This window comes from Lysinibacillus sp. NPDC056232, from assembly GCF_042267565.1.
Taxonomy (GTDB): Bacteria; Bacillota; Bacilli; order Bacillales_A; family Planococcaceae; genus Lysinibacillus.
Genome location: NZ_JBHJTF010000003.1, coordinates 146,028 through 164,169 on the forward strand (window position 1 = coordinate 146,028; position 18,142 = coordinate 164,169).

At 34.8% G+C, this 18,142-nt stretch carries 20 protein-coding genes; 13 read left to right on the forward strand and 7 right to left on the reverse strand.

Annotated elements, in window-relative coordinates:
• The first annotated feature begins 158 nt into the window (after nt 1-158).
• From ACFCYJ_RS03985 to ACFCYJ_RS04005, 5 genes are all read left to right on the forward strand, one after another.
• Nucleotides 159-785, forward strand: a complete 627-nt coding sequence (locus tag ACFCYJ_RS03985) for a 50S ribosomal protein L25/general stress protein Ctc (protein ID WP_376070971.1) — start codon at nt 159-161, stop codon at nt 783-785.
• A gap of 156 nt (nt 786-941) precedes the next feature.
• Nucleotides 942-2,180, forward strand: coding sequence for a DUF2399 domain-containing protein (locus ACFCYJ_RS03990; protein ID WP_376070973.1), 1,239 nt, complete (start codon nt 942-944; stop codon nt 2,178-2,180).
• The gene (locus tag ACFCYJ_RS03995; RefSeq protein ID WP_376070976.1) at nt 2,159-3,583 is read left to right on the forward strand and encodes a hypothetical protein; all 1,425 of its coding nucleotides are present in this window, start codon (nt 2,159-2,161) and stop codon (nt 3,581-3,583) included. The genes ACFCYJ_RS03990 and ACFCYJ_RS03995 overlap by 22 nt, the downstream gene beginning before the upstream one ends.
• The gene (locus ACFCYJ_RS04000; RefSeq protein ID WP_376070979.1) at nt 3,525-4,205 is read left to right on the forward strand and encodes a hypothetical protein; all 681 of its coding nucleotides are present in this window, start codon (nt 3,525-3,527) and stop codon (nt 4,203-4,205) included. Before ACFCYJ_RS03995 ends, ACFCYJ_RS04000 begins: the two co-directional genes overlap by 59 nt.
• On the forward strand, nt 4,202-7,420 hold the full coding sequence (locus ACFCYJ_RS04005) for an AAA family ATPase (RefSeq protein ID WP_376070981.1): 3,219 nt from the start codon (nt 4,202-4,204) through the stop codon (nt 7,418-7,420). The genes ACFCYJ_RS04000 and ACFCYJ_RS04005 overlap by 4 nt, the downstream gene beginning before the upstream one ends.
• A gap of 253 nt (nt 7,421-7,673) precedes the next feature.
• Here ACFCYJ_RS04005 and ACFCYJ_RS04010 read toward each other — a convergent pair whose 3' ends face one another.
• From ACFCYJ_RS04010 to ACFCYJ_RS04020, 3 genes are all read right to left on the reverse strand, one after another.
• On the reverse strand, nt 7,674-8,279 hold the full coding sequence (locus ACFCYJ_RS04010; RefSeq protein WP_376070983.1) for a DUF2812 domain-containing protein: 606 nt from the start codon (nt 8,277-8,279) through the stop codon (nt 7,674-7,676).
• Nucleotides 8,266-8,553 (reverse strand): PadR family transcriptional regulator, encoded by a 288-nt coding sequence (locus ACFCYJ_RS04015; RefSeq protein WP_376071224.1) that lies wholly within the window; start codon nt 8,551-8,553, stop codon nt 8,266-8,268. The genes ACFCYJ_RS04010 and ACFCYJ_RS04015 overlap by 14 nt, the downstream gene beginning before the upstream one ends.
• A 144-nt stretch (nt 8,554-8,697) precedes the next feature.
• Nucleotides 8,698-9,324, reverse strand: a complete 627-nt coding sequence (locus ACFCYJ_RS04020; RefSeq protein WP_376071226.1) for a YczE/YyaS/YitT family protein — start codon at nt 9,322-9,324, stop codon at nt 8,698-8,700.
• 158 nt (nt 9,325-9,482) lie between these two features.
• On the opposite strand from ACFCYJ_RS04020, the gene ACFCYJ_RS04025 reads away from it, so the two are divergent.
• The 8 genes from ACFCYJ_RS04025 (at nt 9,483) to ACFCYJ_RS04060 (ending at nt 15,972) form a co-directional block, all read left to right on the forward strand.
• Nucleotides 9,483-9,905: a pyridoxamine 5'-phosphate oxidase family protein gene (locus tag ACFCYJ_RS04025; RefSeq protein ID WP_376070986.1), complete on the forward strand. Its 423-nt coding sequence runs from the start codon at nt 9,483-9,485 to the stop codon at nt 9,903-9,905.
• Between the two features lie 226 nt (nt 9,906-10,131).
• Nucleotides 10,132-10,593 carry a coiled-coil domain-containing protein gene (locus ACFCYJ_RS04030; protein WP_376070988.1) on the forward strand — a complete coding sequence of 154 codons (462 nt, stop codon included), beginning with the start codon at nt 10,132-10,134 and terminating at the stop codon, nt 10,591-10,593.
• Between the two features lie 322 nt (nt 10,594-10,915).
• Nucleotides 10,916-11,149 carry a hypothetical protein gene (locus ACFCYJ_RS04035; RefSeq protein WP_376070991.1) on the forward strand — a complete coding sequence of 78 codons (234 nt, stop codon included), beginning with the start codon at nt 10,916-10,918 and terminating at the stop codon, nt 11,147-11,149.
• A gap of 137 nt (nt 11,150-11,286) precedes the next feature.
• Nucleotides 11,287-11,808: an SMI1/KNR4 family protein gene (locus ACFCYJ_RS04040; protein ID WP_376070993.1), complete on the forward strand. Its 522-nt coding sequence runs from the start codon at nt 11,287-11,289 to the stop codon at nt 11,806-11,808.
• A 1,153-nt stretch (nt 11,809-12,961) separates the two neighbouring features.
• Nucleotides 12,962-13,348 carry a hypothetical protein gene (locus ACFCYJ_RS04045; RefSeq protein ID WP_376070995.1) on the forward strand — a complete coding sequence of 129 codons (387 nt, stop codon included), beginning with the start codon at nt 12,962-12,964 and terminating at the stop codon, nt 13,346-13,348.
• A gap of 206 nt (nt 13,349-13,554) precedes the next feature.
• Nucleotides 13,555-14,328, forward strand: a complete 774-nt coding sequence (locus ACFCYJ_RS04050; RefSeq protein ID WP_289417341.1) for an SDR family oxidoreductase — start codon at nt 13,555-13,557, stop codon at nt 14,326-14,328.
• 677 nt (nt 14,329-15,005) lie between these two features.
• Nucleotides 15,006-15,485: a helix-turn-helix domain-containing protein gene (locus ACFCYJ_RS04055; RefSeq protein ID WP_376070998.1), complete on the forward strand. Its 480-nt coding sequence runs from the start codon at nt 15,006-15,008 to the stop codon at nt 15,483-15,485.
• Nucleotides 15,486-15,552: 67 nt separating this feature from the next.
• Nucleotides 15,553-15,972: a hypothetical protein gene (locus ACFCYJ_RS04060; protein ID WP_376071001.1), complete on the forward strand. Its 420-nt coding sequence runs from the start codon at nt 15,553-15,555 to the stop codon at nt 15,970-15,972.
• Here the strand turns inward: ACFCYJ_RS04060 and ACFCYJ_RS04065 are convergent.
• The 4 genes from ACFCYJ_RS04065 to ACFCYJ_RS04080 form a co-directional block, all read right to left on the reverse strand.
• Nucleotides 15,952-16,242 carry a hypothetical protein gene (locus ACFCYJ_RS04065; RefSeq protein WP_376071003.1) on the reverse strand — a complete coding sequence of 97 codons (291 nt, stop codon included), beginning with the start codon at nt 16,240-16,242 and terminating at the stop codon, nt 15,952-15,954. The two genes, ACFCYJ_RS04060 and ACFCYJ_RS04065, sit on opposite strands and share 21 nt — an antisense overlap.
• Before the next feature lie 92 nt (nt 16,243-16,334).
• Nucleotides 16,335-16,877 carry a ribonuclease FAU-1 family protein gene (locus ACFCYJ_RS04070; RefSeq protein WP_376071006.1) on the reverse strand — a complete coding sequence of 181 codons (543 nt, stop codon included), beginning with the start codon at nt 16,875-16,877 and terminating at the stop codon, nt 16,335-16,337.
• A gap of 241 nt (nt 16,878-17,118) precedes the next feature.
• On the reverse strand, nt 17,119-17,577 hold the full coding sequence (locus ACFCYJ_RS04075) for a GNAT family N-acetyltransferase (RefSeq protein WP_376071009.1): 459 nt from the start codon (nt 17,575-17,577) through the stop codon (nt 17,119-17,121).
• Nucleotides 17,578-17,723: 146 nt separating this feature from the next.
• Nucleotides 17,724-18,142: hypothetical protein (locus ACFCYJ_RS04080; RefSeq protein ID WP_376071012.1), on the reverse strand; the 419-nt coding region annotated here is incomplete at its 5' end.

An 18,142-nucleotide genomic window follows, 5' to 3' on the forward strand; every position in this document is an offset into this window, starting at 1 on the left:
AGCTGGAAGAGTATAATAAATCAATTTAGCCGAGCATAATAACGTCACGGCTTTATTGTTGGGGTAAATGAGTGAGGGTAGTGCACTAAAATGTATAAAAATCTATAGAACGGGCAAAACCTTTTATGAGACTAGTTTCCATGAAAGGGGAAAATACAATGAATACTGTTTTAACTGTAAAAAAACGCGATAAAGGGCGTCAATCATCATTAACTCAACTTAGACAGAACGGTGCTATTCCGGGCGTTGTATATGGCTATCAAATGGAATCGACAGCGGTATCACTGGATGCCAGACAATTTGCGAAAATGTTAGCCCAATTCGGCAATAAAAATGTCTTTCAATTAGATGTAGACGGTAAACGGGTCAACGCAGTATTAACAGAAGTACAACGCTGTGCGTTAAAGGGCAATGTTAAGCATGTAGATTTTAAGTCCATTAATATGGCAGAGGAACTAGAGGTTGATATTCCAGTAACGGTTAGCGGTAAAGCTATTGGAGTTGCAGATGGTGGATTCCTATTACAGCCTAATCGTGAAGTTCGCATAAAAGTAAATCCAACAGAAATCCCTGAAACAATAGAGGTTGATGTGACTGATGTAGCCATCGGGACATCACTTTATGTAGGAGATATTCGCGAAAAGTTTACCTTTGAAATTTTACAAGAAGATGATTATACATTAGTGACGATTACGCCGCCTGCTGCTGAAAATGTGCAGGAGGACACAGTAGATGGAACCCCTGAAGTAATCGAGGCTACTGGGAAAAATACAGAGGAATCGTAAAAAGAAAAAAGCTACATCATTCCATCAGATTAGCCTAATGGATGATGTAGTTTTTATTATGTGTTTTAACAGATTTTTTAGATTTTATTTATATAAATAGGTTTACTGCATTCAATACTCTAGTTTTGTATAATGGAGGAGAAAGGGTGTGATAGTATGATAGAACAATTTTTGACTTCGTATTTTGTCAAAAATGGGGAACACCTTGAAGTACCTCCAAAATATTTTTCAGATACAATTAAGCAGTATACGGTAGCAAAACAAACTGCACGAACGTATCGCAATGTATCGTTTTTAAAGGTAGGGCAACTAACAACAACAAAGCCATCACAAGAGCTTATAAATTATAAATTTACAAAAAATGCAAAGCGAAAGCTAACAGAAGATTTTTCTACAATTCAAAGCTGGATTAAGGAAGGGTGGATTATAGAAGAAATTGTTTTCGCACAAGATGGACGTACCGCAAAAGCAATCCATTACCGAATTGGTCAAAGTTTAAAGTACTATTTTGATGCTCAGAACGAGCTGCAGACGCAAAGGTTAGAAAATTATGCATTGCAGCTGCAAAAAAGTGCTGACATACAACCAATAAAAGAACTCCAACAAGCTGTGCATCAATTAAATGAATTTGTAGCAATGCCAATCGAAAAATTGGCACATACGACAAAATTATTATCCCATTGGTCGATTGAAAAACGATTACGTTTTTTACATTTTTCAATCGGCTTTTTCCAATTGGCAAATGAAGGATTACTGTTTGATTTTAAAGAAATAGGTGCAACGCTTTTTGATAAAATTGGTGGCTCTAAAGTTTTCGACCGTGAGCAAAAAGAATTTATCGAAGAGCTAGAGCGTGTTTTCTCTATACAAACAGGCGATTGCGGATTAATTAGTTTAGGGAAAATTACTCCAGTCTTTTTTGCGGGTGAGTTAACGGGGACATTTAGCCATTATCAACAAGGTGTTATTCATGCATTAACCGATGATGCCATTCTAAAGGATACTTATAAAACTGATGCGAGTTTTATTTGGCTTGTTGAAAATAGAGCAATTCTTACACGAATGGCAAAGGAAACGAGTTTTTTACAGCGTACTAATTCCTTTATTTTATGTTTAGATGGTCAAATAAGGTCTGCGCATAAAATGTTGATTCGTCAGCTAGTCGCCACACAAACTGTGATTGTTTGGACAGATTTTGATGTTGCAGGCTTAACTATAGCTATGCATGCAGTACAAATGATGAATACACCGTATAAAATCATTGCTAGGGATAATCGGACTTTTTCTGATATCGAAGTCTATAAAAAGTGGCTACTGGGTGAACTTGAAGTAGCTGAACACGAACAAGAGCAGCAATTAGGAGATGTAGAGCAATGGATGAAATGGATACAGTAAAGCGTGCACCAATCTCTATTTTTAATGTTGAATCGAACACAGCTGAGCTTAAAACATCAATGCGTGATATTGCCTCATTGGCTGGAGTATTAAATGAGCTTGGGAGCCAGCAAATTTATGAGTCACCGCTTGAAATTTTGCGCTTTCTGAATACGATTCAGCTTTTATATGAAGAATCTTTAGGCCTAGCAGACGTGATTGAGGATACAGAAGTGCTGTATTATCGCTATCGCAATACATATATCGACGATGAACCACCAACCATTAAGCAACTTGATCACTTAATTTACATTTTGGCACGTAATAGCTGGCTCACGAAGCAAACGCGTCAAATAAAATTATTAGACCGTGGTAAACGGATGATGGATGCACTTATTCGACTTGCGAATGATTCATTAGCCTATTATTTACAGGATGATATTGGACGTTCGCTCTTCCAAGCACGACGAGATGCGGAGCTTAGTGCAGCCTATGATGATAATGGAATCTCAGGAGGCAATAAAATTGCTTCTATGATTCACAATGTTGAAGATGCAATTCAAAAACTGGAACTTCGTCAATTAGAATTTTTTGCTGATCGAAATGCCTTACCACAGCTTGAAATTATCCATCAGCTAATGCAGGAACTTGAACTAAAAATGCAAGAGCGACTTAGTCAGTTCCAAACAGTAGAAGAGAGCTTAGTGATGAGTGAATTAGTACAACGTGGAACAGCCATTTTATCAAAGGGAACAGCTCTTAGTCTAGGGATGCTTACGAAATATATTCGCTTTGTAACGATGCAGGATACGCCTCTCTCAGATTCGATTTCTCCAGAAAAGATACGTACATTTATAGTAAATATGTACAACCCACCAATCGATTCGAATATCCCAAACGCGTTCGATTTATTTAGTTTTATGGAGCAGGCACAGTATGAGGATGAGGAACTTGACGGTATTTGGATGCCAATTAAATTTGCAGCTCCAATAGGTGGACATGATATTGATGAAGCTATTCACTATTTAGAAACCTATGAGCCAAAAGTAAATGATCCAATTGAGACTAAGGAGGAAATCGACTTTGAAGAAACAGTTGTTGAAGGTGAATCCGTTCAACAATTGTTTGATGATGCAGCTTGGCAAATGACGAAGGCGATTATTAATACGGATGTCATCGAACACTACTTAGATGTACATGGTGAAAGTGAACTAGAGGAAGTGATGATAGAATCAAGCTCTGCTGAATGGGGAGATGCCATTCGTTCCCTTTTAGCTGTATCTGCTTTAACGAGTAAGCAAAAGATGAATATGAAGGAAGTATTGGACACAAAACAATTCGATAAACGATGGGAGTGGGTAGAAGATGACGACAGACGATTTACATTACAACGACATAAACGCACAACTCGCGACAATGAGTAACTTACGTGCCTACTTATCGGCGGAGGAAGAGCTAGCATTCATGCAGCTATTATTTTCATCCTCTGCAAGTGTACTAGGCAGTAATTACGGTTTAAGACGCAAGGATTTAGAAAAGCTATTAAACATAAAAAATGATGACAAGGCTTTTTATTCTTTTATTGAACGTGTAAATGCAGCAGTGCATCGCTACTTTCGTGTAATATATGATGAAAAAAGAACGCGTGTAATCGTTATGATGCGAGTTTCTGCAAAGGATGCAAAGTCGACATTAAGCAAAGAGGCACTTGCCATTTTACTGTATATGTTCTATCAGCAGGAAGTGCTAAATCATGAATATACATTAGTACAGCAAATATTAACAGATTTTGGACATGAGCTGTTAAATGCGAGTGCTAAATTACTGAAAAATATCGACCAACTGAAAAAAATCGGTGCAGTTGAAGAAAATGATATTTCAAAAAATGAAAAAGCTTACTCGTTAACAGCGATTGGTGTTCATATGTTTTCCGATTCGTTTTTACGAAGAACAGCCGAATTTGCTCAATCCACTCAGTTGAATAAAGAAGAAGTATTGAAATTTTTCAAACGCTATAATCTGTATATTCGGGAGGATGCACTATGATTCCCTATCGTCTGCAGTTTAGTGGAATACGTGACTATAAACCAACGCGCATCTTGTTTGGTGAAGCTAATGATCATATTCTAATCACCGGTCCAAATGGAACAGGAAAATCAACTATTTCATTTTGTATGGGAGCGGTGCTATATTCTTCAAAAATTGATTTAGAGGGCTTGCGTTCAAATAATTTACCAAGCCATCAAAAATGGAGAGCGATTGTAGAACTAACCTTTAAAAATGAAGGACCTTCTAGAATTGACGCAGCACCTGTCGTTTCATTTCGATTGGTGATTGAGCAGGATGCAAATAGGGGCGCATTGCAGCGTGAATATCATGTCCTAACAGGAGAAACAGAGGACGCATTGACTGTTAGTGATATTTATCGTTCAGGTGATACAAACCAACGTAATTTTACAACATATAAAGAAGATTTACAGTTTAAATATAAAATTGATTCAGATTTATTTTATTTAATATGGTATCAGCAAGAAGTGAATCAGTTTGCTGTAATGGCGCCAGAAGAGCGTTTTCGTCGATTTAGCGAAATGCATAATATTACTGAAATCCAGCAGTCATGGGAAACGGCAATTGAAGGTGTTAAAGAGCTGGAACAAGAACTGATAGCTGCAAAGACAGTTGTTAAGCAGGCTGAATTTAATTTGAAAATAGCAAAAGAAGAATTTGATCGTTTGAAAAATAACAAGGCCCGTCTATATGAAGCAGGAAAAGCGCATATCCTTTATACCATGTCACTTGTGCAATTATACAACAATCAAAAGCTAGAACTTGAAGAAAAACAAATAAAGCAAACGGACATTCGTCAAGATACAGAGGAAAAAATTGTACAAATAAAGAAACAAATCGAAAAAGCAAAACTCTTATTACAAGAGCTGCAAAAAAAACAACTGCAAATGGATGAGGAAAAGCGATCAAAATCAACATTACTTGAACAGTTATCCAAGAAACGAGAGACCTTGATTGTGGCAGAGCAGGAATTAAAGGATCAACTTGTTCATACAGAGGAACAGCGTAAACAGCTTCGATTTACAGAGGATGTTACAAAAGCAAAATTCAATGATGCACAGCAAGAACTAGTTATAATTGAACAGCAGTATATACAATTACAGCAGCAATTAACAAATTTGACTATGCATAAGGATGAGCTTAATGGAAATAGATTTACCCTTAAATGGGAGCTAGAGCAAATTGAAAAAGAGGAACAGGAAGCAATCGCACTTCTAGCAGAGCATACGAGTTCCCATCAAGTACAACAAAAAATTACACATCTTGAAGAGCAAATTCAAGATTATTATAAGAAAAAAGTTTCCTTAGAACAGGCACTTGAAGATACAATAATTGAAATTACACAACGTGAAAACAATCAAATATATTCAGCTCGTCAAATAGCGGGCTTACAACAATTCAAGCATCGAGATATCTCGGCTTATACATTCCGAGATTTAGTTACGTTAGCTGAAGGTACCACAATAGAGCATGAAAATCGTTTGAATTCAATTAAATACACCATTTTTTATGATGCAAAAGAGAAAGTAGCGTTTAATGATTTGTATCATGTGTCGTTACGTTCAATCGTACCAGAGCGTTTAACAACTAGTTTACCAGCGCAAAAATTAGTTATTCGACAAGGATTATCGGAAAAAGAACAAAATTTTGCCGTAAAAGCATTGTGGTGGGCACAGCAATTTTTCGAGATTCAAGCGCCAAAAATCCAAGGTGAATTATTAGTGGACGAGCACGGCTATCGAGGTGCGCAAGAAAAAAATACAGTTATTTTAAATGATAAAATGCTGAAAGAGCAGTTACTCACAATGCGCCAATTAAGAGTTCAGCTTGAAACACAGTTATCAACAGCGACAACACAATTTAAAGAAAACCAAATTAATTTGCAAAAACTAAATAGTATTATAAAGGATGTACAGAAGGCAGAAGCAAGTGTTGTAGATGCTGAATTTAAGCATCATAAGCTACAGTACAAAACAAAACTAGACGAGCAGTTTACAGCGCTTCAGAAACAAGAAATCCAGACGACAACAGCAATACAAAACGAGCAAGGGAAAAAAATAGCCATCCAATTTGAATTAGAAAAGCTAAAAACCGAGCTAGATATTTATGAGCAGCTTGGAGCTTTAAAGAAAGTTCAAGAACAGCTTGCAGAAACGAAATCAAAGTTAAAAGACATGAATGATACTATTGATGAGTCGAATAGCAAACTGAATCAATTAAAGGATGAGAGCTATAAACTTCATGATGTTTGTAGACAGAAGGAAAGTGATATTCGATCGCTTGAGCGTGATTTAACGGATGCGGAAAATGACGTGCAAGGTACGAAGAAGATGCTTGTCAAATATCAGGAAGAATTCGAAGTGGCAGAGGCTTCCATTTTGCAAGAACAGCTTTGTTTGGAAGAGCTAGCAACAATTATTCCAGATATTTTTGCTGCAGTGCAAGAAGTACCTCTATCATTAAATTGCACTATTCCAAAGTTAAAGAGTGATAATACCACAGCCCGTATCAACTTTGAGAATGCACGAGCAGAAAAGGTGAATCCGGAGGCAGAGCGTAATTATGTTGCAGTAAAAGATGACTTTGACATAAAAAAAGAGACAGTAGATCAGACACAGGAATACTTAGAAATTCACAGAAATCGAGCATTAGAAAATGAGAATCGTCTTGAAACAACCATCAATATGAATGTTCTTAAAATTAACAATTTATTTGCGAAATATATGGATGAATTCCAATTTGAAGGAAAAATCGAATATGAACGTTTTGAAGATAAAAAAGGTCGTACGATTTTTAAATTATATATTAAGGCACGGAAAATAGGTCATAGTGGTCGTTTAGAAGATGTTGGCACAAAGGCCAGACATGGTAAGCTAGGAAAAGGTGTGTCAGGCGGTGAAGAGTCATTAAGTTCACTATTATTTGCACTTGCCCTGCTACAAAATTTAAATACTTCACCAAGCTTCATCGTCCTAGATGAATTTGATAGTGCATTAGATGAAGAACGGAAAGAAAAAGTGTTTGATTTATATGTAAACGAATTACAACGAAAGCTTATTATTTTATCTCCGAAGGCTCACGATGACCAATATTATAATAAATTTTCAACTGTAGTCGTCGTCGAGCACGATTCAGCAGTACCGATTAGTCGTACTAAAACGATTCGATTGCTCCCGCATGAGATAAGAACCTAAGAAGATAGATATAATAGGAGTCGTTTTGATAGTATCCCCTTTAAGTAGAAAATGTTAAAAGAGCTACAGTAATCTATAGTTAACATCTACTTAAAAGGGATTTTCCGATGACTAGAAAAAATAATTCGTATACAAATGTTTAAAATTAGATGTTGTTCAGTCATATTTAACAGGTATCGAAAGCTATCTTTCTATTGCCAAACGATTTGGCGTTCAAATGAAGGGGCTAACTCCATAGGTGGTTCCTTGCTGTTTATTGTGTAAACTGCTGTATAAATTTGCGATAACGGAAATACATCACTACGTACATACTGCAAGTTGCTAAAAATAGCCAAGGTGGGATAAAACGCATGATGGCAAAGGGGGTCTCAAATAAAAAAGAAAAAAGGAAAGAGAAACCTTCTGCATCCCATAAACCTGGCGTATAATAAGCATCTTTTATATTGAAAAAGTAAAAGTTATCATTGGAGTAACAAAACATTAACCATATAAAAGAGAATATTGCCCAATTGCTGGCATGCTTCATCAATCGTTTATATTTAGCAATTTGCGAATCATTATCAGAAAATAATTCATCATTGCCATCTTTTCTTTTAAACCAATAATAGGTACCATCATACGATTTTTCTTTTAATGCTTGCCATCCAAAATCCTCATATAACTGTTTATAGTTAGATCGCTCTTCTCTCCGAAGATCCTGCTGAAAATCAATACGGATAACTTGTTCAAGATCAACCGTATTTTTAAATGTATAAAAACCGGCAGAATTTATGTTTGTACAAACCCATCCTTTGGACAACATTTGATTTAACCATTGCTCTTCCTTTTCGATATCAAAAAAGATTTTAAACTTTATCATGCCCATCTGCTCCCTCATATAAAGATAAAATTCGCTGCAATCTTTCTTGCTCGGCCGCTAATATGGCTAGTCCCTCAGCTGTTGTTTGATAAACCTTGCGCCTCGTATCTTGGGTCTCTATAGGCGAAATCCAATGATATTTCAACAAATTTTCAATTGCTCCATACATAGTCCCAGCCGCAATCCTTACACTACCAGCGCTCATTTCCTCGATTTTTTGCATCATTGCATAGCCATGTAACGGTTCACGTAAGGCGAGTAGAATATAATGCATGGTTTCGGATAAAGGTAGTAATTTATGTTTTTTCACAAGTTCACCTCGTATACAGTTCAACTATATAGTTTGATTATATATAGTTGAACTGTATATTGCAACCGAATAAAAAAAGACAATGCACTTTTGCATTGTCTTGTAAGCCTATACCACAGCGCTTTTCACGCCAGTCCATCTCAGAAATAATTTTTCATTAAACGTTAAAGCGAATTGTACAATCGGTCCGAGTCCGAAAGCCATTAGCACAGTACCAACGCCGATAGGACCACCTAGTAAAAAGCCAATTAAAGCGACAGTTACTTCCATAGTTGTTCGAGAGCGTGTGACACTCCAGCCAAGCTTATGGACCATTAGAAGCATTAATGAATCACGAGGACCAATCCCTAAATTGGCCACCATATACATACCGCAACCCCAGCCAAGTAATAGTAAGCCGCATACATATGAAAGTAGCTGCATCCAAAAACCATCTATATCAGGAAGCAAATAGTTAAAAATATCAATGAAAATTCCTGCTAAAAACATATCTATAAACGTACCCGCCATTGGAAACTTCTTTGTTATTACTATATCAAATGCAATTATGGCTAGTCCGATGAGAATGGACCAAGTACCAATAGTTAATCCCAATGTTTTAACTAGTCCAATATGTAACACATCCCACGAACCAACACCAAAAATCTGACCTTTAATTGTCAATGTTATACCTAAGGATAAAAGCAAAATACCCGTTAAGAAGAACAGACACCGTGTGAAAAATGCTTGCTTCATCATTATAACCCTCATTCTAAAAATTCATGTTGTTCAACAAGTTATTATAGCAATAGATTTTAAAATGAACAGAAGATAGTCAATTCGCATTTTTCGAAAAAATGATTAGGTAAGCTAAATAAGGACAAAATAGTAAGGATAAGAAAGGATGAGATGATATGACCTCTGTGCGAGATGAAATACTAGAAGTTTTAAATCGTGAAAAAATAGGAACGATGGCAACTGTCGAGAATGGCAAACCGTACTCACGCTATATGACATTCCAACATGAAGATTTTGTATTATACACAGTAACAAATCAACATTCTGAAAAGATGGAGGAGCTTCGCAAAAACCCATATACACATATATTATATGGATACGAAAATGGAGGCTTTGGTGACACGTACGTTGAAATAGAAGGAAAGCTAACAGAAATTCTAGAGGAAGGAATAAAAAATAAGTTAGCCGAATTTTTTACAAGCATTTTCGTTGGTAACCATGATGAAATGATTACACTAAAAATCGAGCCAATCCGTATGCGCTTGATGAATAAAAAAGGCGAGCCACCTAAAGAGCTTGAATTTACAAACGACCATTAAGAAGTGGTCGTTTTTTGATTGCCGCATGATTATGTACACATTATTTTTTGTTATTATTAGATATAGTGTTACAACATTTACCAGGATTTTTCTCGTCCATTTCGTTTTCAACATAATGAAACGACCTAAAAGCATAGCTGCTTTCAGGTCGTTTATTATATGGGATAAATACGTGCTTTTAATTTCTTATTTAATATGGATGCCTGTGAAAACGAAGAATTTCTCTTTGACAAAAGGAGATAATTACGACTTCGTTGACGTGCAAGATTTATTAAATAAATACGCTTCAGATAAAAAAGAATTAGCTACATACCTCCTTCCTATGGAGAAACAGCTGCACAGAACGATTAACGACTTAAATAATGCAAATGCCAAGATCAATGAAATGCAAGATGAAAATAGACGTTTACAAGAAAAGTTGGGGCAAGAACGAGAACGTTCAACTAAAATGCAACACCTTATTTATCAAATGTACAGCTCTTCTGGTGCCACTTTGGACAACATAATGAATACTGGAAACTCTAGGACTGAAAGAGTTTCAAATGCTTTGCAAAACGTATTTAACGATCCCAAAGAATTCCTTAATGGAATGAAGACCTTTATTCAAGAAGACGCCAAGGCTGTTGACAACGTTATTCAAGCTCAGTTCGGTAACAACAATGACTTAAATAATGAATGGGATCTATAAAAAACTAGTTTTTATTTGAATTTCAAAGATTAATATATAACAACAGTGCCTGTAATGGGTGCCATTTTCACGAAAACAACTTGTGTCTGGCGTCTATTGTTGATTGTTGTTCCCCTTGCGATGGCAACACTAGACCTTTTTCTTTGTTAAAGGCTGTTTTCGAAAAGATTGTTGCTATTCAACTCCCATGAAAGAACTTAATCATCTTTCATTTTCTGTGGTGAAGTGTTGATTTTTGGCGTCATGGATGGCTAACGGGGCAGTTTAGTTGAACAAGAGATGCTATACTATACACATTATTACCAGTAAAGAGGGTGAACTAATGGGACAAGTGCTAAAAGAAATGTTGTCTCCGAGTAATCAATATAAAGTTCAAATTATTAAGCGTAAGGATGGTCTTTTTACCACAGAGGTATATATGTGGCAGGAAGACTGCGGATATGAGTATTGGAGTCCTATAAAAAAAGGATTGTCTTTGATTGAGACGGAGAAAGGTGCAGTGACGTTAGCCATTGACCATTTAAGAGAATATTCTGGTGAAATTATCACTCCTTAATTACTTCACTAACAGAGCAGGATACTTTAATAAGGTTTATGGGTTTTTGTGGTTAAATATATTTATAGAAAAAATGAAGATCTAATTTTGCATAAGAGAAAATTCACATTTGAGATGTGAGGGGGAGGATTAAAAATATGATAAATCAAGCTGAATGGTTATGGCAGCGTATTATTGAAAGAGGTTCAAATAATGGAAGTAACTTTAAAGAATCATTAAATCTTCAGTCGGGTGCAATTGATCAAGAGTTTCAACTTCTTGAGGATACACTGGGTGTTATACTGCCTGAAGAACTGAAGAGCTTTTACAGGGTATATAACGGTCAAGTTTTGGAACTTGGGGCGAATCCATTTGTGAAAAATTTGACTCTATCACCTACTACTGAAATTATAGATAATTGGTTTTTTTTACTAGAAGAATTCGATCCAGATGATTTAGAGCCAGATATTGAAAAAGAGCTTAAGCCATTTCTTTGGAATTCAAAATGGATTCCAATTGCAGTTAATGGTGGTGGTGATTATCTTTGCATTGATACAGATCCATCTGAAGCTGGAGTGGTAGGACAGGTTTTATACTTTTGGCATGATTGGGGAAATCGTTCTATTAAGGCAAAGAATATTTTTGAATTCATCGAGATTTGTTTGAATGAAGAAATTTAAAATATATTAAGCGATTGTGAAAAAATACTCTTAAACTCCCATGAAAGAACGAAATAATCTTTCATTCTCTGTGGTGTATCACTGGTTTTAGCGCTACATGGATGGCTAACGGGTGCTTTAGTTCAATAAGAATTAAACAACTTTATTATCGCTATACATCAGAAAAATGCGGATTTACAACGTTATGCACTTTATGTTACCAAACGACGCTTTGGGTACTTTTCTTATTCAACTAAAGGGGCAGATTAATGAAGTAAGAATAAGGTAAAATAGTATTTACGGAGATAGATATGACTTCATATGAAAAACACAAGGTATTACCTATAGTAATACACTAAAAAGGATGGCATAGCAGAATGGAATTCAAATTTGGGGATGTTGCTATTGTTCTCCCCCCTTTACACATTACGATTATCGCAATAACTATTATTTTCTTTTTAGTAAGGTGGAGCAAGCAATTAGAAACAAGACGTTTTACGGTTTTCTTTTACTTTCTGATTAGTGCTTATATTATTACTCCGATTTTTACTTTCAATACAAAAGATGGTGTCTTTCAGTTATGGATCCCCTTGGGATTTATAATAGTCTTCTTTTACTTGTTTCGTAGCAAAAGAAATCATCCATCTAAAATGAAAGCGAGTATTTTAGGATTTTCCATAGCATTATATCAGTTAATTCTTCAATATTTCGGGTAGACTTTGGTATTTAACTAAAGAGTGCTTTAGTGCAACAAGGATTTGTAACGTATACATAAATAAACCTAATAACGTTCCCAAATGCAAGTTTTGGGACGAAATAAAACACTTAAAACGTTGTCATACCAATCTATTAAGTGTTTTTCTGTATTTCATTCATATACACCTTTTTATGCACTATCGTTTGAACTTAGATACAACAAAGCTTTCAATGCTGTTCAAAAGAAATTGCACTGAATCATATTTTGAATAAAAACTTGCATATACAGCGGATTCCTTAACGTTATAAATCAACCTTTTCTTTTAACATAGCCTTTTTCTTTATTCAACTAACTGGGTGCTTTACTTTTAAAGAGTTGCAAATGTAGCTCTTTTTTCTTTATTGAACTAACGGAGCAGGTGAGTTGAATAAGATAAGGTATAAGGTTTGAATATAATAGTGTAAAGAGGGTGGAAAAATGAAAAGACCTTTAGGAGTATCTTTAATTAGTTGTTTTTACATTTTCGGTGCAGTTGTATTGATTATCACAGCCATATTTTTTAATCAAGATGCAAATGAATTTGGCATAGCAGATAGGTTTGGTTTACCAAACTTTCCAGAACAGCTATTTAGGATTATATTGGCAGTTGTTTCCCTTATCATCATATATGGTTATTTACGTTTAAAAAGATGGGGATTTTGGTTGATGATTTTATATTCATTAGGATTTGGGCTAATAAGCTATATTCTATTATTCTCATATAATCAACAGCCGTTTATTGGGAATTTTATTTGGTCAGTAATCGTTTTAATTTATACATTTTATGTTAGAAAATCCTTTTTCCATGTAGAAAAAAGTGTATAACTCACTGATATGCTAAACTGGTGAAAATTCAAACCAATAATTAAGGACTTTGTGAAGTATTGTACTTAAAATAACGGGTGCTTTACTTGAAGATCATTGAGCTGTTTTAGACAGCTCTTTTTTCTTATTGTGCTAACGGACAGTTTAGTTCAATAAGTAATTTGGTCAATCATGGTAAAGTAATATTAGGTATGGGAGAGATGATAATGGACCAATTAAAAGGGAAAGTTGCGATTGTTACGGGTGTAAGCCGTCTGAAAGGGATAGGAGCTGCTATTTGTAAGGAGTTAGCTGATTCGGGTTATCATATATTTTTTACTTATTGGACGGAATATGATAAAAAAATGCCTTGGAGCATTGAATTAGATGAACCCGTTAAATTAAAAGAAGAATTAATAAAAAAAGGTATTAAGGTATCATTTATGGAGTTGGATTTAACTCAACATGATGCACCTGAACAACTTATAAATAAAGTTTCTGAACAACTTGGTAGTCCTGATATCTTGATTAATAACGCAGCATACTCAACCAACAACGATTTTTCTAATTTAACTGCCGAAGAATTAGATAAACATTACATGGTAAATGTGCGTGCAACGACACTATTAAGTAGTAGATTTGCTCAAAGGTTTGATAAGAAATCAGGTGGAAGAATAGTCAATATTACTTCAGGTCAGTTTCAAGGACCAATGCCTGGCGAATTAGCATATGCAACAACAAAAGGAGCAGTTGATGCTTTAACTATTACGTTGTCAGCTGAACTAGCCCCTTTAGGAATAACAGTTAATGCATTAAATCCAGGTCCAACTGATACAGGTTGGATGACAGAAGAAATAAAAAATGAATTAAAACCGATGTTTCCTTTCGGTAGAATAGGAAAACCGAGAGATGTTGCAAAAACTATTAAATTTCTAGTGAGCGATGAAGCAGATTGGATTACAGGCCAGATTATTCATTCAGAGGGTGGATTTAAAAGGTAAATTTAACTAAAAAGGCTTTGGTTTTAGAACCTTTTTGTTGTATTAAATTCCAAGGAAGTTATCAATTTGTGAAACATTGTACTTAAAGTAACGGGTAGCTTTACTTCAAGATGGGATTCCATAGAGAGCCCATCTTTTTCTTCTTCAACTCCCATGAAAGAACTTAATCATCTTTCATTTTCTGTGGTGAAGAGCTGATTTTTGCGCTTCATGGATGGCTAACGGGGCAGGTTATTGAAAGAAGAAATGGTTTTATTACATAGAGGAGTAGCAAGTGAATAATAAAAGTCGGCTTATTTCAGCATTAATCTTGGGAGTTTTATGAGGTTAACATTTGTTAATGATTGTTATCGGTAAATTCACCGATAAAGAAGGTTATAAGATCTACCTAATAAACAGCAATGAATAAAGCGTTAGTCATTACTCTGTAAAATTAAAGACAAGTGAATGTATTATAAAACAGTAATATCAAGAGGTTGTCTTTAATGTCACACATTATATTAAATAATTAGTACATCACTTATATAGTGGTGTACTTTTTTTGTTTGTTAGACCTCTAAACGAACCTATTTACTACCACGACTAACCTGTGTAAGGAAATATTTACAGTAATTAAATGTTGCGGTAAAATAGAACATACATTCCTAAAACGTACAATTCGGTTTGGAGGCAATAGCTTGAAAGAATATAAAGTAAAAGAAGTGGCTGACTTATTAGGTAAACACGAAGAAACTATTAAACGTTGGATACGGTCAGGCAAATTCCCTAACGCTTATAGAAATAGTGATAAAGAGGGTTGGAGAATTATTGAATCTGATTTATTGAAACTTAATAAAGTGATCCCAGTTAGTGAGGTTGAACAGAAAGGTACTATAAAACCAGAAGTCGATGAAACAGAGTTAGTGAAACTGGCGTATCAAGCAGTTACTCTTACTTACCCTACTGATGAAATGTTATCAATCCTGTCTGTTGTGGGGATAAAACGGACCTTGGAAATATTATTGATAATGCAACAGACACCATCGAAAGTGAAGAATCCTGGTGGGTTCATCAAAAAAGCAATACGTGAAAATTTAAGTCCGATTTCACCTCCTATCGAAGACATCAGGCAAACGAGCACGAAAATGTTTAAAATCCCCTTTATTAATAACAACTGAGAACCTTCTATCTCTGTTAATAACGGGCTGAAAGCAGATTAAAATTCATAAAGTAAGGTGATTAAGTATGTGTGATGAATATTATTACCAATATTGTCCAAAAGGAAAAGTAAGCCGTTATGAATTATTGGTTTTTAATAAAAACGGACCTTTTCTACCTTTAACAGACTATTATCACGATTGTATAGGGAGAAATGCCAAAAGTACGGCTATTGGCTATTTGAACAACCTTATTCCCTTCTTTAATTGGTTGGACGAGTATAGCAACTATCAAGGTAAAAGGGTTCAATGGGATGACAATCCGGAAGTCATACGAGTAGCTGTGGAAGATTACCTGATGAATGATATGCATTGTAAAGTTAGAGAAAAAGATACCTTTCGATTCGTTAACAAAACAAACAAAAGCATTAAAACGGTTAGTCGTCTTCTTTCAGCATTAAAATCATTCTATAAATCTCTGATTAGATTAAAAAAATACAAGTATTAAAGCATCATTTATCTCGCCATCTAAATTACTAAACCTACCAAAATGATGGGTAAAGCTTATTGGCGGTACTCTAAGCGGCAGTTTTAGTTCTTGTTTAAAATGTTTTTCAAACTCATCTAAAGCAGCTTCTACAGTTTTGTATCCTCCTTCAGTAAATAATTTCTCAAAGGATTGAGGAGTATCGTTTGTATTTCCAAAAACTTGTCCATTATTTGTTCCGAATAATAATACACCTAATAAAAACACTAGAAGTGGAATACTTCTATCCATTTTCATCACCCTAATCATATTTCGGTTTAGTTTGTCCGGTTCATCTGAAATAATTCCTTGTTCAACTAAAGCACCCCGTTAGCTTAATAAAGTTATTTTAATTCATTCACTAATAATTCCAGATGATAATTGGATAAATCAAGTAATTCAAAGTCTCTATTTTGTATTAACTTAGTAAGGGTGTTTACTTCATCCCAAGCTAAATCATAAAGAGATTTATCAATAATTCCATTTAAAAAAGCTTCTTCAAGCTCATCGGCATCTTTTAAGATTATTTCTCCAGAAGGTAACAAAATAATATCTAAATATAAATCATCCAAAAAGGGAATATCATTATCTACTCCATTTACAAGACAAACATCAATATACCATTGCACAATATTCCCATTACTATCAAACATTGTTGTTACTGAATGCTGTTTTTCTAAGGGGAATTGTTGAAGCCAAATGTAACCATCATCTACAATGCATATATTCTTTTCCTCATACCGAACGAATAATGGTTCAGCAACTTTAATTATATGTAATAAAGTTATATGGCCTTTAAATTCTTTAGTTTCAAGAAATGCTTGTGCATATTTTCTATCCAAGACACGTTTCCATTCTGAACGGTTTCCATATTTTCTCTTTACCATCTTCATCCTCCAACTGAAAAGTATTTACCTAATTATAATAACTGATTTCCAATTGTCATAAAATAGGTGGTTTTATCTTCAACTAAACTACTCCGATAGTTGAATAAGAAAAAGATGGGATCTCTGTGGAATCCCATCTTTAAGTAAAGCACCCCGTTAGTTGAAGAAGAACAGAGAGGCTTATTAAACAATTGCGCCCTTATGTGGAACAAAAAATTCTATACTAGTTTAGAAAATCCCTTTAACTATCTACTCTTTGTGGGTTTTCCCAGTATATAAAGCCATCCTTAGAATAAGTTCGACTCATTCCTATCTTTTCAAGGACTCTTATTGACGCTACATTCTCTTCAGCACACTCCGCGACTATTTTATTAACCTGGTTGGAAGAAAGGGCCCAATCTTTAATACCATTTACAGCTTCTGTTGCAAAACCATTATTTTGATAATCAGAATTAATTCCATAACCTATTTCTACAGTCTTTTGATCGTTTGGTTTCCCTTTAAAACCCACATCTCCTATAACCAAGTTGCTGTCACAGTGAATGACAAACCAAACGCCCCAACCGATAGATTTAATATCATTTTTTAACTCCTCTAAATGCATTTCAATGTGTGGCCCCATTTCATACTTATCAGAAAAAGCATTATAGCTTTCCGCAGTACAAGGAACGATCAACAAACGATCAGTTTTGATTTTCAAATTATATCCCTCCCAATTTTAATTAATTTTACCATTTAAAATCTACAGATTCCATTACTGCTTATTGAACTAAACTGCACCGTTAGTTGAAGAAGAAAAAGATGGGATCTCAGTGATCCCATCTTGAAGTAAAGCACCCCGTTAGCTTAATAAAAACAGTCTCTTAATTTAGAAACTAATTCTTTATATTGAACAAAGAAATCTTTTATAGGAAGAATTGCAAAGTACGAATAGACTTCATTATTAGCTAATAAACAGTCATCATATACTAAAATTATATTTAAGTGCTTTTGAGGTTCGACTCCACTATTCTTTAGAAAATTTGCCAATTCTAAATATAAATTTCGACCTATTTCATTGATAGACCTTTCTACTGCAAAACTCCCTGCAAAGCTATCCCACCACACTTGAAAAGATTTATATACTTCATTAAAACCTGTCAAACCATCTGCATTATTCATAAACAGTCTTTGATAGAATACATCTTTTTCTTCATAAAATATTCTTAAATCGCTACCATCATCATTATATATTTTTTCTGAGACTTCATTCCAAAGTTCCTTAT